Below are 13,306 nucleotides of genomic sequence, written 5' to 3'. Positions count from 1 at the left end.
ACGCATCACGATGTTGAATATCAAGGACATGAACGCGTCCGTGGAGAACGCCCTTGCCCGCGTCCGCGCAAGCATCCAAGCCGAATTTGGGCGCTATTTCGACCAACTGATTTCCAATGATTTGCTGGTTCTTCCCGAGAAGAAATTGGGCGCATCGCTCCACGAAATCACGGACGCCAACTCGCTGAAAGACATTCCCAACGTCCCGGGCCTCTATGTGATCTTTTCGTCCTACGAGGTCAAAGGAGACCAATCGAAATTGGCATTGGCAGATGGCCGTCTGGCGATCTACAGGGGTGAAGGGCGCTTTGTAAGACGTCGTGTGGAAAGCCATCTGTTCAAGGAAGCGCACGAGCAACTCCATGTGGAACGGGCGCAAAAGAACTCCTCAGAGCAGCGTTACGGCGTCTGCATGAAGGTCGACGAAGAGGGCGAAAGTGGCATCAATGTGGACCGTCCGCCATACAGCCATTCACGGTGGGCAGTTCTCGTCATCAGGTTGCCCCATAGCTTCTCAGACGTTCGCAAACAGGCGGAGTTCGCGTTCGACGTGCGATTCGGAACTCCTGCCGCATCCAGAGAGAGACCAAAGAAGGCGAAGACTGGTACCCAAAGCCGCGCAATCGTCTAACTGTCACTCCTCGCTCATCTCATCCCCACGAAAGACACCATGGCCGACCTCATCCTTCACCACTACACCACCTCGCCATTCTCGGAAAAGGTGCGCACGATCCTCGGCGCGAAGAAGCTGCCGTGGAAGTCGGTCTTCATTCCGCCGATCATGCCCAAGCCCGACGTGGAAGTGCTCACGGGTGGCTACCGCAAGACGCCGTTCCTGCAGATCGGCGCCGACATGTACTGCGACAGCGCGCTCATCGCCGACGTGCTGGAGCACCTGCAGCCCGAGCCCACGCTCTACCCGCAGCCCGAAAAAGGCATGTCGCGCATCCTCGCGCAGTGGGCCGACACCTCGCTGTTCTGGGCCGCGATGGCCTGGAGCCTGCAGCCCAAGGGCGCCGCCGAGGTGTTCGCCAAGGCGCCGCCCGAAGCCATCAAGGCCTTCGGCGAAGACCGCGGCAAGATGAGCGCCGGCAACATGACGCGCCTGCGCCCGGCCGACGCCACCGGCGCCTACAAGTCGTACCTGCGCCGCCTGTCCGACATGCTCGACGACAAGCCCTTCCTGCTCGGCGAAGTGCCGTGCATCGCCGACTTCTCGGCCTACCACCCGCTGTGGTACACGCGCCGCATCGAGGCGGTGAAGGGCATCCTCGACCTGACGCCTGCGGTGCTCGACTGGATGGACCGCATGGCGGCCATCGGCCACGGCACCTCGTCGAAGTTTTCCAGCGACGAGGCCATCGTTGTCGCCAAGGCCGCCACGCCGCACACGCTGCTGACCGACAGCACCTTCCAGGACGACCACGGCATTGCGCTGGGCAGCGCCGTCACCATCCGCGCCGAGAGCTTCGGCCTCGAGGAGACGGCGGGCACGCTGGTGGCCGCCACGCGCACGCACTACACGCTGGAGCGCAGCAGCGAGCGCACGGGCACGGTGCATGTGCACTTTCCGCGCATCGGGTATGTGTTGAAGAATGCAGAGGCCTGATGAGCGAAAGATCGGCGTGCGACGGGCACCTTCGTGACTGCGCCGGCGCGCGTTCCGTATTTCAATAGGGGCTTCCGCTTCAACGTCAGAGACAAGGACACCGGCAAATGATCCAGGACTTCAAGGGCAAGACCGCCGTACTCACCGGCGCAGGCTCGGGCTTCGGCCTCGAATGCGCGCGCATCGGCGCCGCCCGCGGCATGAACCTCGTGCTGGTCGATGTGCAGCAGGACGCACTCGACAAGGCCAAGGCAGAAATGGAAGCCCTGGGCGTCCAGGTGCTGGCGCGCAAGGTCGACGTGTCCGACGCGGCCCAGATGGAAGCGCTGGCCGCGGCCGTCAAGGAGCGTTTCGGCGCCCCGCACTTCGTGTTCAACAACGCCGGCGTGGGCGCCGGCGGCCTGGTGTGGGAAAACACCGTGGCCGACTGGGAATGGGTGCTGGGCGTCGACCTGTGGGGCGTGATCCACGGCGTGCGCCTGTTCACGCCGATGATGCTCGAGGCCGCCGCCAAGGACCCGAGCTACCGCGGCCACATCACCAACACCGCCAGCATGGCCGGCCTGCTCACGCCGCCCAACATGGGCATCTACAACGCGGCCAAGGCCGCCGTCGTGAGCCTGACCGAAACCATGTACCAAGACCTGAACCTGGTCACCGACCAGATCGGCGCCAGCCTGCTGTGCCCGTACTTCGTGCCCACCGGCATCACGAGCAGCGAGCGCAACCGCCCGAACGCACCGAAGGACACCGAACTCACCAAGAGCCAGCTCATCGGCCAGGCCATGAGCAACAAGGCGGTGAGCAGCGGCAAGATCACGGCCGCCGAGGTGGCGCACAAGGTGTTCGAAGCCATCAGCGACAACCAGTTCTACGTGTTCAGCCACCCCAAGGCGCTGGGCAACGTGAAGAGCCGCATGGAGAACATCGTGTCGATCACCAACCCGGCCGACCCGTTCCTGGAGCGCCCCGAGATCGGCCAGAAACTGCGCGAGCAGCTCCGCTCCGCCTGATCCCTTCCTGAAGAGGCGGCCCGTCTTCGCGACGGGCTGCGCTCAGCCGGCCTGCACCTTCGCCTGCAGGTCGCGCACCAATTGCTCGATGCCCGACAGCGCCTCGGCCATCGAACGCTCCAGCAGGTCGCCCCGGTCTTCCGCATGCTCGACCGCGATGTCGTGCACCTCGCGCAGCCCGACCAGGCCCAGCGCAGCCTTCACGCCCGGTACCAGGAAATTCAGATGCGCCTGCATGCCGCCGGGCCCGAAGCCGCTGCTGCCGTGCGCGGTGAGCAGCACGGTGCGGCGCGGGCGCTCGGCCAGCAGCGGCACGTAGGGGTCGTCCAGGCTCGGGTCCATGTCGAAGGTCTCGCCGACTCGCACGATGTTGTCGATCCACGCCTTCACGGTGGCCGGGGCGCTGTAGTTGTACATGGGCGTGCCCATCACGATCACGTCGGCGCGGCGCAGCTCGGCAATGAAGGTGTCGCTCTCGGCCAGCACGTCGTGCATCCAGGGTTCGCGCGCTTCGGCGGGCGTGTAGGCGCTGTGGATCCAGTCGCCGGTGACCGCCTGCGGCGGCGCGATACCGAAGTCACGGTAGATCACCTCGTCCTGCGGGCGGGCCGCCTGCCAGGTGCTGACGAAATGGTGGCTCAGGCGACGCGAATGCGAGCCGTGGACGACCGAGCCCGAACGGCCGGAACGGGGGCTGGCATCGATGTGGAGCAGGGTGGTGGTGGTCATGGCGTGGTCCTCGGTTGGATGAAGGGAATTCAGCTGTCTGCTTGACACGGTTCCCAATCTATCGAAGCATTCATGGCCGGACAAACGACGAATTTTTCTCGCTGCAGAAAATTCAATTCATCTATCAGCACGCCATGGCCCTCCTGCATTCCCTGCCTCCGCTGGCCTCGCTGCGCGCCTTCGAGGCCGCCGCACGCCATTGCAGCGCCAAGCTCGCGGCGAACGAGCTGTCGGTCACGCCCACGGCCATCAGCCACCAGGTGCGCCAGCTCGAAGAGTCGCTGGGCGTGGCGCTGTTCGTGCGCCAGCCGCGCCAGCTCGTGCTGACGCCGCAGGGCCGCGAGCTGCAGGCGGTGCTGAGCGATTCGTTCGCTGCCATGGCCCAGGCCGTGGCGCGCCTGCGTGCGCCGCCCGAGCGCAGTGCCATCACGCTGTCGACCACGCCCGCCGTGGCCGCGCGCTGGCTGCTGCCGCGCGTGGGAGCGCTGCGCGCGGCGCACCCCCGGCTCGACCTGCGCATCCACGCCTCGCACGACGCGGTGCCGCTCGATGGCCTCACCGCCGATGTCGCCATCCGCTACGGCAAGGGCCAGTGGCCGGGCCTCGTGGCCGAGAAGCTGTTCGACACCGTCTTCGCGCCGGCCTGCAGCCCCGCGCTCAAGCTGCGCCGCCCGGCCGACCTCGTGAAGCACACGCTGCTGCATTTCGCGGTGCCTAACAGCAAGACCCAGCCGGGCACCTGGGCCGCGTGGCAGCAGGTGGCCCAGGTGCCCGGCCTGGACGTGACGGCCGGCCCCGTGTTCTCCGACGAGACCCACACCGTATCGGCCGCGCTGCAGGGGCAGGGCGTGGCGCTGATGGGCCTGGCGCTCATCGCCGACGAACTGCGCGCGGGTAACCTGGTGCAGCCTTTCGGACCGGTGTTGCAAGGGTCGCCGTTCTACCTCGTGTGCCCGCAGGCGCGGCGCGACGATCCGAACGTGGCGGCGGTGTTCGAGTGGGTGAAAGGGCTGTCGCCGCTGGACGCCGGCAGGGTCTGAATCACGGCAGCGACACAATCGCGTTCATCGCCGTTTCGTTCCCCCTTCTCATGCGAACTTCCCTAACTTCTTCCCTCCTGCAAATCCAGAACCTGCGCTTCGCGTACCCCGACCAGCCCGCGTTGGCCGACCGCTGGTCCGCCGCCATCGGCGAGGGCGTCACGCTGCTGTACGGCGACACCGGCAGCGGCAAGTCGACCTTGCTGCGCGTGCTGGCGGGGCAGCAGCCCGCGTCGGCCGGACAACTGCGCGCGGCCGGCGTGGCGCTCGACGCCGAACCCGCGGCCTACCGGCGCCAGGTCTTCTTCTGCGAACCGGCGTCGGAAGCCTTCGACGCGCTCAGCGTGCAGGCCTGCACGGCCTTGCTGGGCGAGGGCGATGCGGGGTTCGACAGGGCCGAGTGGCAGCGCCTGGTCGACGCGTTCTCGCTCACGCCGCACCTGGAAAAGCAGATGTTCATGCTGTCGACCGGTTCGCGCCGCAAGGTCGGGCTGGCCGCCGCGCTCGCGTCGGGACGGCCCGTGGTGCTGCTCGACGACCCGGTGGGTGCGCTCGATGCGCGTTCGATCCACGGCCTGTGGCAGGCGATCGAACGGCGCATTGCGCAGCCGGGGCGGGCGGTGGTCGTGGCGAGCAGCGAGCGCGTCACGGAGGTGCCGCTGGCCGCCTGCATCGAGCTGCCGCTGGGCTGATCAGCGGCCCGGTGTCGCCATCACGTGGTTGTCGTGCGGCGTTCCACCGAGCATGAATTGCGTCAGCCCCATCGCCATCAGCCCCTGCGTTTCGTAGAACGCGACCGCGCGCGGGTTCTTCGCGTACACCGCGAGCCACAGGCCATCGCTGCCCGTGCGTGCGTGGGCGGCGCTGCGGGCTTCGCGCAGCAGCATCGACCCGACGCCGCTGCGCTGGAAGGGTGACTGCACATAGAGCGTGCGCAGCTCGGTGTCGCAGCCCGGCACCAGCGGCTGCGCGGCACCGAACTGCAGCAGCGCATAGCCCACGAGCTGGTCGCCGACCTGTGCCACACGCAGCGCGACGTGGGGCGATTCCGACCACGCGGCGAACGCGGCCGGCGTGAAGGTCGAGAGCACGTAGCGCCCAAGCACGTCGTTCACGCCGTCGGTGGCGTAGGTGTCGAGCCAGACCTGGATCGCGAGCGCGGCGAGCGTGTGCGCGTCGGCTGCGGTGGCGGGGCGAAGGGTGACAGGCGGACGGTTCATCGTGCGGCGCATTCTGCGGCAAGCGCCTCACACCGCCTGCAGCGCCGACCGGAACCGGCTCGGCGGCGCACCGGCCGACTTGCGCATCAACCGCCGCAGCGCCGTGGCGTCCTCGTAGCCGACCTGCGCCGCGACCTGCTCGATGGTCATGCGGCTGCTTTCGATGAGCAGGCGCGCGCGGTTCAGCCGCACGCTCTGCACCAGCGCCAGCGCCCCCAGGCCGGTGGCGGCGCGCACGCGCCGGGCCAGCGTGCGCTGCGACATCGCGAACTCTTCGGCCAGCGCGGCCACGCTGGGGGGCGTGGGCAGCGCGGCCTCGATGCGCCGCGTGAGCCGCGCGACCAGCTCGTTGCCGTTGGACAGCATCGAGGGCACGACGAACGGGGCCTGCGCCTGGCGGCCGTCGATCAGCAGCACCTTGCTCACGGCCTCGGCCAGCGCGGGGCCGAAGCGCGTGCGCAGCAGGTGCAGCATGAGGTCCGACTGCGCAAAGGCCGCGCCCGCGGTGCTCACCGGCCCGTCGGCGCAGACCATGCGGTCGGCATCGACGTGGCAGGCCGGTTCGAGCCGGCGCAGCTCGGGTGCCAGCCACCACGAGGTGGTGACGCGGCGCTGCGCCAGCAGGCCGGCCGCCTGCAGCAGGAACACGGCCGAGCACGAGGCCGCGACCGCGCCGCCACGTACGGCATGGCGCCGCACCGCATCGATGGCGGCGCGGGCGTGGTCGTCGGTCAGGCGCAGTGCGAGGTCGGCCGGCTTGTCGACACCGAGGCCGGGCACGATCCAGGTCGAGCCGTCGGCGCGCGCGCGGCGGGACATGGCGAGGGTGTCGACCCGCAGGCCGTTGCTCAGCGGCACGCTGCCGCCATCGGGCGACACCACGCGCCAGGTGGGGCGGGGCATCTGGTGGCGCGGCGCGAGCGTGGCGGCGGCCGCCAGCACGTCGAGCGTGACGGCGGTGCTGGTGGCGAAGCTGCCCGGAAGAACGAGAACGGTGAAGTCGTGCATGGCAGAAAACGCCCGAGAGGCGTCTGAATGGACACTGGCAGTCTAGTACGTGCTCGGTTGCAATGGGGATCGTCGCAACACCGAAAGTGCCTTCGTGTCCCACATCCTTGCCCTTGCCCCTCACGGTGCCCATCTGCACGCCCGGGAGGCCTTGCCATGACCGACCCGCTCGACGACTTCACCCGCCGCGAGATCACGCTCGACGGCGCCACCAAGGCGGTCTACGTGGCCGGCACCGGCCCGGCCGTGATCGTGATGACCGAGATGCCCGGCATCAGCCCGCACGTGGCGCGCTTCGCCCGCTGGGTGCGCGACGCCGGCTTCACGGTCTACATGCCGTCGATGTTCGGCCGCGACGGCGCGGTGCCGGATGCGGAAGAGGGCAAGGCCTTGTTCCAGCGCGCCTGCGTGAGCGCCGAGTTCCGCGCCTTCGCGGGCAATGCCTCGAGCCCGGTGACGCAGTGGCTGCGCGCGCTGGCGCGGCTGGCGCATGCGGAATGCGGCGGGCCGGGCGTGGGCGCCATCGGCATGTGCTTCACCGGCAACTTCGCGCTCACCATGATGCTGGAGCCGGCGGTGCTGGCGCCCGTGCTGTCGCAGCCGTCGCTGCCGCTGGACAACCCCGGCGGCATCGAGATCTCGAAGGAAGAGATCGCCCAGGTGCGCCAGCGCCTGGAGCGCGAGGACCTGACCGTGATGGCCTACCGCTTCGAGGGCGACCGCTTCTGCCGGGCCCAGCGTTTCGCGGCCTATGCCGAAGCGCTGGGCGACCGCTTCGTGGCCCGCGTGCTGCCCGACAGCGCGGCCAACACGCGCGACCTGCCGTCGTTCTTCTCGCAGGTGGTCGCGAGCCCGCACAGCGTGGTGACGGCGCACCTGATCGACGAGGCCGGCCAGCCGACCCTTGCGGCGCGCGACGAGATCCTTTCGTTCTTCGCGCGCCGCCTTGGGGTGCAGGATCAGGCCCGTGCCGAGGCGCCGTCGGCCGGCAGCTGACCGGTCTTTTGCGCACGACGGTCGAGCGCGCGGCTCCACAGCGCGATCGCCAGGCCCACGAGCGTGAGCAGCGCGGCCACCCAGCCCAGCGCGCGCAGCCCCGGGCCGTGGTCGATGGTCACGCCACCGACCCAGGCACCGAGCGCGTTGCCGAGGTTGAAGGCCGCGATGTTCAGGCTCGAGGCGAGGTTCTGGCCCGCGCCCGAAGCCTTCTCGAGCACGCGCAGCTGCATCGGTGCCACGGTGGCGAACGAGGCCACGCCGAGCAGGCCGACGAACACCACGGCGGTGAACGGCGTGCCGATGGTGAACTGCATCGCGCCGAGCACCACGGCCAGCGCCACCAGCGTGCCGAGCACGGCGGCCATCGGTGCACGGTCGGCCAGTTTGCCGCCCAGGATGTTGCCGACGGCCAGGCCGCCGCCGAACACCAGCAGGACCGGCGACACGGCCGATTCCGACAGGCCGGTGATCTGCGTCAGCAGCGGCTGGATGTAGGTGTAGACCACGAACACGCCGGCAAAGCCGAGCACCGTCATCGCCAGGCCCAGCAGCACCTGCGGGCGGGCGAGCACGGCCAGCTCTTCGCGCAGCGGTGCCGGCTTGGCCTCGCCCTTCATGCGGGGCACGAAGGCTGCGAGCACCACGAAGGCCAGCACGCCGATCAGCGTCACCGCCCAGAAGGTCGAGCGCCAGCCCAGCTGCAGGCCCAGCCATGCGCCGGCCGGCACGCCCAGCAGCGTGGCGGCGGTGAGGCCGGTGAACATGATCGCGATGGCCGAGGCGCGGCGCTCGGGCGCCACGAGGCCGGTGGCGACCACCGAGCCGACGCCGAAGAAGGTGCCGTGCGCCAGCGAAGTGATGACGCGCGCGGCCATCAGCATCTCGTAGTTGGGCGCGAGCGCACAGGCGAGGTTACCGAGCGTGAAGATCGCCATCAGCGCGAGCAGCACGGTCTTGCGCGGCAGCTTGCGGGTGGCGATGGTGAGCACGGGCGCGCCGACCGCGACCCCGAGCGCGTAGCCCGAGATCAGCAGGCCGGCGGCCGTGATGGAGACGTGAAGGTCCGTCGACACCTGCAGGAGCAGGCCCATGATGACGAATTCGGTGGTGCCTATTCCGAAGGCACCGGCGGTGAGGGCAAGAAGAGCGATGGGCATGATGCCTGTACTGTGCGGACGATCGGCCTCGATGACTAGAATGCAGCCAGTACATGCACTTGTGAATTCAAGTCACAATAAAGGAAGGCCATGCCGCGCATCGACGTCAACCGCTCCGGCGAAATGGAGGCCTTCGTGCAGGTGGTGGAGGCGGGCGGCTTCTCGGCGGCGGCGCGGCTGCTGGACATGACGCCCTCGGCCGTCAGCAAGCTGGTGGCGCGGCTCGAGCTGCGCCTGGGCATCCAGCTGGTGCACCGCTCCACGCGCAAGCTGCAGCTCACGCCCGAGGGGCTGCATTTCTACGAGCGCAGCACGCGCGTGCTGGCCGACATGGACGAGGCCGAGCGTTGTGCCGCGGCCGGTGCGGCGCCGCGCGGGCGGGTGAGCATCAACGCCAGCGTGTCTTTCGGGCACCACAAGCTGGTGCCGCTGGTGCCGCGCCTGCTCGAGATGCATCCGCAGATTACGCTCGACATTGCGCTGACCGACCGCATCGTCGACCTGATGGACGAGCGGGCCGACATTGCGATCCGCTGGGGCCAGTTGCCGTCGTCCGACCTGGTGGCGCGGCGCCTGGGCGAAACCAGCCAGGCCATCGTGGCCGCGCCGGACTACCTGGCGAAGTACGGCACGCCGCGCACGCCGCAGGAGCTGGAGGCGCACAACCGGCTGGGCTGGAGCTACCGGCGCAACACGCCGGACTGGCCGTTGCGTGTCGACGGCCGCATGGTGATGTTGCCAGTGGCGGGGCCGGTGCGCGCGGGCGACGGCGAGACGCTGCGGCAGCTGGCGATCGCGGGGGCGGGCGTGGCGCGCTTGTCGCTGTATCACATCCAGCACGACATCGATGCCGGCCGGCTGGTGCCGCTGCTCGAGGAGTTCAACCCGGGCGAGATCGAGCCGATCCACGCGGTGTACATCGGCAAGGCCGGCACGCTGCCCGCGCGGGTGCGGGCGGTGCTCGACTTCCTGGTGGCGTGCTCGGGCGTGGGCGGCGGGCGTTACACGCTCAAGCGCACGGCGCCGATGCCGGGGAATTCGGCAGTCACCTGATCGCCGCGGCGGCAGGGCAGCACGCCGACCCACGAGCCGGTGGTGACGACGGTGCCGGCGGGCACGGTCTGGCCGTGGCGCGTGAGGTGGCGCAGCCAGATCGGCAGCAGCCAGGCCGGATCGGCCAGCGGATGCGTGCCTTCGCGCACCACCGTTTCTGCGTCGCCGATCTTCGTTTCGCAGCGCTGCGAGGCCCAGTCGACGGCGGCGTACGGTTGCCAGTCGCTGAGTACGAGTGCGCCGTGGACTTGCGAGTCGGCCAGGCGCAGCAGGGCGGGCGTGGCAGCCAGGTCTTGCCAGCGGGCATCGACGATTTCGACGGAGACGGCCATGGCGTCGATGAGGGCTGCCGAGTTGTCGTGGTCGAGTGCGGCGGCTTGGGCGGGCGTGACGTCCTGGCCGAGTCTCAATGCAATTTCTGCCTCGATGCCAGGGGTGTGGAATGTGAGGTCGCTGAAGTTGGCGGGACTCTGGCGCACGCCGTGCGGGGGCAGCGGAGCGTGCGTGAGCGTGGCACTGCGGGAGCCGCCGCCGGACTTCCAGGTCTTCGGGACGCCGTCGAACCAGCTGAGGGCTGCTGCTACGGCGTCTTGCACTTCATACGCTTGAGGTGCGTCTGGCAGGGCGTCGGTCCACGGGGTTGCGTCGAGCGTGCGGTTGGCTTGGCGTGCGGCGATGAGGGCTTCGGTGAGGGCTTTTTGGTCGGGCGTCATTTTGGGGATCTTCTCAGTTTCTCTTGGGTTCGTTTGTTCAGGGCGCGTGCCCAGGCCACCGGGTACTTCCCTCCGCGAATGTCCCCCGGCCTGCGGCCTCCTCCTTGATTTCGCTGCGGGAAGCACCCAGTGTCCTGGGCACATGGACGCGCTGTTGGTGTGCGGCCGATCAACAACCGCTCTGAACTCGCTCACGCCGACGGGGTGCCTTGCGCAGCGAAATCAAGGAGGAGGGGCGCAGCCCCGGGGGACATTCGCGGAGCAAGGCTCCCCGTCGGCGGGAGCGTCGCCCTGAACGACAACTGTCAAGTCTCGACCTGCACCTTGCCGTCCTTGACGACCTTCGCCCACTTGGCGATCTCGGTGCTGATGAACTGCTTGAACTTGTCCTGCGAACCGCCGCCGTCTTCCGCGCCGTAGGTGTCGAGCCGTTCCTGCACATCGGGCATCGCGAGCACGGTGTTGACGTCGCGGTTCACTTTCTGCGCGATGGCCGGGGGCAGCTTGCCGGGGCCGGCCAGGCCGTACCAGGTGGTGGCCTCGAAGCCGGCAAAGCCTTGCTCCTGCATCGTCGGCACGTTCGGATGGCCCTTGGCGCGCTTGGTGCGCGTCTGCGCCACGGCGAGCACGCGGCCGTTCTTCACGTGCGGCGTGGCGGCAGTCATGGTCTCGAAGCTGTATTGAATTTGCCCGCCCATCAGGTCGGCCAGCAGCGGGCCGCTGCCCTTGTAGGGCACGTGCAGCGCATCGACGCCGCCCTGCAGCTTGAACATCTCCAGCGCCAGATGCTGGGCCGAGCCCGCGCCGGCGGAGCCGAAGCTCACGGTGCCGGGCGCGGCCTTGCAGGCGGCGACGATGTCTTTCACGCTGAGGGCCTTCTGGCCCGGGTTGGCGATGAGCAGGTTGGGCGTGACGCCCACGAGCACGATCGGCACGAAGTCGCGCTCCACGTTGTAGCGCAGCTTGGGCTGCAGGCTGGGCGCGAGCGCGTGGCTGTTGATGTGGGCCATGAGCAGGGTGCTGCCGTCGCTGGGCTGCTGCGCCACGTAGTCGGCCGCGAGCACGCCGGCGACGCCGGCCTTGTTCTCGACGATGACCTGCTGGCCCCACATCGTCGTGAGTTTCTGCGCGACCACGCGCGCGAGCGCGTCGGTGCCGCCGCCCGGTGGAAAACCCACCACGATGCGCACCGGGCCCGTGGGCCACTCCTGCGCGAACAGCCGGGGCACGCCCAGCGTGGCGGCCGCGCCGGCGGCGGCCTGGATCAGGGAACGTCTTTGCATCTTCTTTGTCTCCGTCGGTTGGGGAATCCGATGCGTGCCGGGAGCCGCTTGCGCGGGCCCGGCAGGGTGGTGGTGGACCGCCGCATCGTTCGAGCGATGCGCTGCGGCCCGTGTGGGTTGGCGTGCGCCGGGTTCAGGCTGCTTTTTGCAGGCCGACCGGTGCGGCCTGGTGGCTCGCGAAATAGTCCATCGCCGCCTGCACGCCGCTGCCCGCCAGCTTGATGCCGCTGAGCTTCATGCCCATCTCGACACCCGCGACCATGGCCACGAGCGTCAGGTCGTTGCTGTCGCCCAGGTGGCCCATGCGGAACATGCGGCCCTTGAGCTTGCCGAGACCCGTGCCCAGCGAGAGGTCGAAGCGCTGGTGGATGAGGCGGCGCACGGCGTCGGCATCGACGCCCTCGGGCGTGATCACGCCGGTGAGCACGGGCGAGTACACGGACGGGTCGGCGCACTGGATCGGCAGGCCCCAGGTGTTGACCGCGGCGCGCACGCCGGCTGCCCAGCGCTGGTGGCGCGCGAACACGTTGTCCAGGCCTTCGCCGAGGATCATGTCCAGCGATTCCGAGAGGCCGTACAGCAGGTTGGTGTTGGGCGTGTAGGGCCAGTAGCCGTCCTTGTTCATCTCGACGATCTCGTCCCAGGCCCAGAAGGCCTTGGGCAGCTTGGCGTGCTTGGCCGTTTCGAGCGCGCGCGGCGAGAGGGCGTTGAAGCTGATGCCGGGCGGCAGCATCAGGCCCTTCTGCGAGCCGCTCACGCAGACGTCGACACCCCATTCATCATGGCGGTAGTCGGCGCTGGCCAGGCCCGAGATGCTGTCGACCATGAGCAGCGCGGGGTGGCCCGCCGCGTCGATGGCCTTGCGCACCGAGGCGATGTCGGAGGTGACGCCGGTGGAGGTCTCGTTGTGCACCACGCACACGGCCTTGATCTTCTTCTCGGTGTCCTTGCGCAGGCGCGCCTCGATGAGCTCGGCCTGCACGCCGCGGCGCCAGCTGGGGGCGTTCGGCAGGTGGGCGTCGGTGCCGGTGTAGGCCAGGAACTCGGTCGACAGGCCCAGGCGCGTGGCCATCTTCTGCCACAGCGAGGCGAAGTGGCCGGTCTCGTACATGAGCACGTGGTCGCCGGGACTGAGCGTGTTGGCGAGCGCGGCTTCCCATGCACCGGTGCCCGACGCGGGGTAGATGGCGACCGGGTGCTTCGTCTTGAAGATCTCCTTGATGCCGCCGAGCACCTTCAGGCCCAGCGTGCCGAACTCGGGTCCGCGGTGGTCGATGGTGGGCAGGCTCATGGCCCGCAGGATGCGGTCGGGGACCGGGCTGGGGCCGGGAATCTGGAGGAAGTGACGGCCGGTGGGGTGGATGTCGAGTTGCAGCATGGGCTCTCCTTGTGCGCTCAGTTTTGCATTCAAAATGCATTTATGTATGCTGGTTTACACCTATCAACCCAAGTTGTGTCGGCTATTTTTTGCATTCAAAATGC

The 13,306-nt window shown here is 68.7% G+C and carries 14 protein-coding genes; 7 read left to right on the top strand and 7 right to left on the bottom strand.

Annotated elements, in window-relative coordinates; all coding sequences use genetic code 11:
* Nucleotides 1-10: 10 nt before the first annotated feature.
* The 3 genes from AC07OX_RS00710 (at nt 11) to AC07OX_RS00700 (ending at nt 2,622) form a co-directional block, all read left to right on the top strand.
* Nucleotides 11-631 (top strand): hypothetical protein, encoded by a 621-nt coding sequence (locus AC07OX_RS00710; protein ID WP_495262475.1) that lies wholly within the window; start codon nt 11-13, stop codon nt 629-631.
* A 39-nt stretch (nt 632-670) separates the two neighbouring features.
* Nucleotides 671-1,609 (top strand): glutathione S-transferase family protein, encoded by a 939-nt coding sequence (locus AC07OX_RS00705; RefSeq protein ID WP_495262474.1) that lies wholly within the window; start codon nt 671-673, stop codon nt 1,607-1,609.
* Between the two features lie 107 nt (nt 1,610-1,716).
* Nucleotides 1,717-2,622: an SDR family oxidoreductase gene (locus AC07OX_RS00700; protein WP_062471360.1), complete on the top strand. Its 906-nt coding sequence runs from the start codon at nt 1,717-1,719 to the stop codon at nt 2,620-2,622.
* 42 nt (nt 2,623-2,664) lie between these two features.
* Here the strand turns inward: AC07OX_RS00700 and AC07OX_RS00695 are convergent, their stop codons facing one another.
* A complete protein-coding gene (locus tag AC07OX_RS00695; protein WP_495262473.1) occupies nt 2,665-3,351 on the bottom strand; it encodes an FMN-dependent NADH-azoreductase in 687 nt (228 codons plus the stop codon).
* A gap of 134 nt (nt 3,352-3,485) precedes the next feature.
* Between AC07OX_RS00695 and gcvA the strand changes: the two genes are divergently transcribed.
* Both gcvA and AC07OX_RS00685 read left to right on the top strand, forming a co-directional pair.
* Nucleotides 3,486-4,391: a transcriptional regulator GcvA gene (gene gcvA, locus AC07OX_RS00690; protein WP_495262472.1), complete on the top strand. Its 906-nt coding sequence runs from the start codon at nt 3,486-3,488 to the stop codon at nt 4,389-4,391.
* A 50-nt stretch (nt 4,392-4,441) separates the two neighbouring features.
* Nucleotides 4,442-5,083, top strand: coding sequence for an ABC transporter ATP-binding protein (locus tag AC07OX_RS00685; protein ID WP_495262471.1), 642 nt, complete (start codon nt 4,442-4,444; stop codon nt 5,081-5,083).
* On the opposite strand, the gene AC07OX_RS00680 is transcribed toward AC07OX_RS00685, so the two are convergent.
* Both AC07OX_RS00680 and AC07OX_RS00675 read right to left on the bottom strand, forming a co-directional pair.
* The gene (locus AC07OX_RS00680; RefSeq protein WP_495262470.1) at nt 5,084-5,611 is read right to left on the bottom strand and encodes a GNAT family N-acetyltransferase; all 528 of its coding nucleotides are present in this window, start codon (nt 5,609-5,611) and stop codon (nt 5,084-5,086) included.
* A 27-nt stretch (nt 5,612-5,638) separates the two neighbouring features.
* Entirely contained in the window at nt 5,639-6,619 is a 981-nt protein-coding gene (locus tag AC07OX_RS00675; RefSeq protein WP_495262469.1) for a GlxA family transcriptional regulator, read from the bottom strand.
* 156 nt (nt 6,620-6,775) lie between these two features.
* On the opposite strand from AC07OX_RS00675, the gene AC07OX_RS00670 reads away from it, so the two are divergent.
* Nucleotides 6,776-7,615: a dienelactone hydrolase family protein gene (locus AC07OX_RS00670; protein ID WP_495262468.1), complete on the top strand. Its 840-nt coding sequence runs from the start codon at nt 6,776-6,778 to the stop codon at nt 7,613-7,615.
* Here the strand turns inward: AC07OX_RS00670 and AC07OX_RS00665 are convergent.
* Nucleotides 7,579-8,775 carry an MFS transporter gene (locus tag AC07OX_RS00665; RefSeq protein WP_095948547.1) on the bottom strand — a complete coding sequence of 399 codons (1,197 nt, stop codon included), beginning with the start codon at nt 8,773-8,775 and terminating at the stop codon, nt 7,579-7,581. The genes AC07OX_RS00670 and AC07OX_RS00665 overlap by 37 nt on opposite strands.
* Nucleotides 8,776-8,865: 90 nt before the next feature.
* Here AC07OX_RS00665 and AC07OX_RS00660 point away from each other — a divergent pair, with 90 nt between their 5' ends.
* On the top strand, nt 8,866-9,828 hold the full coding sequence (locus tag AC07OX_RS00660; RefSeq protein ID WP_095948546.1) for a LysR family transcriptional regulator: 963 nt from the start codon (nt 8,866-8,868) through the stop codon (nt 9,826-9,828).
* On the opposite strand, the gene AC07OX_RS00655 is transcribed toward AC07OX_RS00660, so the two are convergent.
* From AC07OX_RS00655 to AC07OX_RS00645, 3 genes are all read right to left on the bottom strand, one after another.
* Complete coding sequence (locus AC07OX_RS00655) at nt 9,777-10,541, bottom strand: fumarylacetoacetate hydrolase family protein (RefSeq protein WP_495262467.1); 765 nt, start codon at nt 10,539-10,541, stop codon at nt 9,777-9,779. The two genes, AC07OX_RS00660 and AC07OX_RS00655, sit on opposite strands and share 52 nt — an antisense overlap.
* A 305-nt stretch (nt 10,542-10,846) precedes the next feature.
* Nucleotides 10,847-11,824: a Bug family tripartite tricarboxylate transporter substrate binding protein gene (locus AC07OX_RS00650; protein ID WP_070060655.1), complete on the bottom strand. Its 978-nt coding sequence runs from the start codon at nt 11,822-11,824 to the stop codon at nt 10,847-10,849.
* Between the two features lie 133 nt (nt 11,825-11,957).
* Nucleotides 11,958-13,202 carry a pyridoxal-phosphate-dependent aminotransferase family protein gene (locus tag AC07OX_RS00645; protein WP_307638170.1) on the bottom strand — a complete coding sequence of 415 codons (1,245 nt, stop codon included), beginning with the start codon at nt 13,200-13,202 and terminating at the stop codon, nt 11,958-11,960.
* Between the last annotated feature and the right edge of the window lie 104 nt (nt 13,203-13,306).

The organism is Variovorax sp. GW821-FHT09D07 (assembly GCF_059416345.1).
Note: the sequence above shows the minus strand (reverse complement) of the source record. Positions and strands in the feature narration are given on the sequence as shown.

Coding starts and splice junctions, on each gene's coding strand:
- AC07OX_RS00655 (WP_495262467.1), bottom strand. CDS start 10,541: ATGACGCCCGACCAAAAAGCCCTCACCGAAGCCCTCATCGCCGCACGC.
- AC07OX_RS00710 (WP_495262475.1), top strand. CDS start 11: ATGTTGAATATCAAGGACATGAACGCGTCCGTGGAGAACGCCCTTGCC.
- AC07OX_RS00650 (WP_070060655.1), bottom strand. CDS start 11,824: ATGCAAAGACGTTCCCTGATCCAGGCCGCCGCCGGCGCGGCCGCCACG.
- gcvA (WP_495262472.1), top strand. CDS start 3,486: ATGGCCCTCCTGCATTCCCTGCCTCCGCTGGCCTCGCTGCGCGCCTTC.
- AC07OX_RS00660 (WP_095948546.1), top strand. CDS start 8,866: ATGCCGCGCATCGACGTCAACCGCTCCGGCGAAATGGAGGCCTTCGTG.
- AC07OX_RS00645 (WP_307638170.1), bottom strand. CDS start 13,202: ATGCTGCAACTCGACATCCACCCCACCGGCCGTCACTTCCTCCAGATT.
- AC07OX_RS00675 (WP_495262469.1), bottom strand. CDS start 6,619: ATGCACGACTTCACCGTTCTCGTTCTTCCGGGCAGCTTCGCCACCAGC.
- AC07OX_RS00685 (WP_495262471.1), top strand. CDS start 4,442: ATGCGAACTTCCCTAACTTCTTCCCTCCTGCAAATCCAGAACCTGCGC.
- AC07OX_RS00695 (WP_495262473.1), bottom strand. CDS start 3,351: ATGACCACCACCACCCTGCTCCACATCGATGCCAGCCCCCGTTCCGGC.
- AC07OX_RS00700 (WP_062471360.1), top strand. CDS start 1,717: ATGATCCAGGACTTCAAGGGCAAGACCGCCGTACTCACCGGCGCAGGC.
- AC07OX_RS00670 (WP_495262468.1), top strand. CDS start 6,776: ATGACCGACCCGCTCGACGACTTCACCCGCCGCGAGATCACGCTCGAC.
- AC07OX_RS00680 (WP_495262470.1), bottom strand. CDS start 5,611: ATGAACCGTCCGCCTGTCACCCTTCGCCCCGCCACCGCAGCCGACGCG.
- AC07OX_RS00705 (WP_495262474.1), top strand. CDS start 671: ATGGCCGACCTCATCCTTCACCACTACACCACCTCGCCATTCTCGGAA.
- AC07OX_RS00665 (WP_095948547.1), bottom strand. CDS start 8,775: ATGCCCATCGCTCTTCTTGCCCTCACCGCCGGTGCCTTCGGAATAGGC.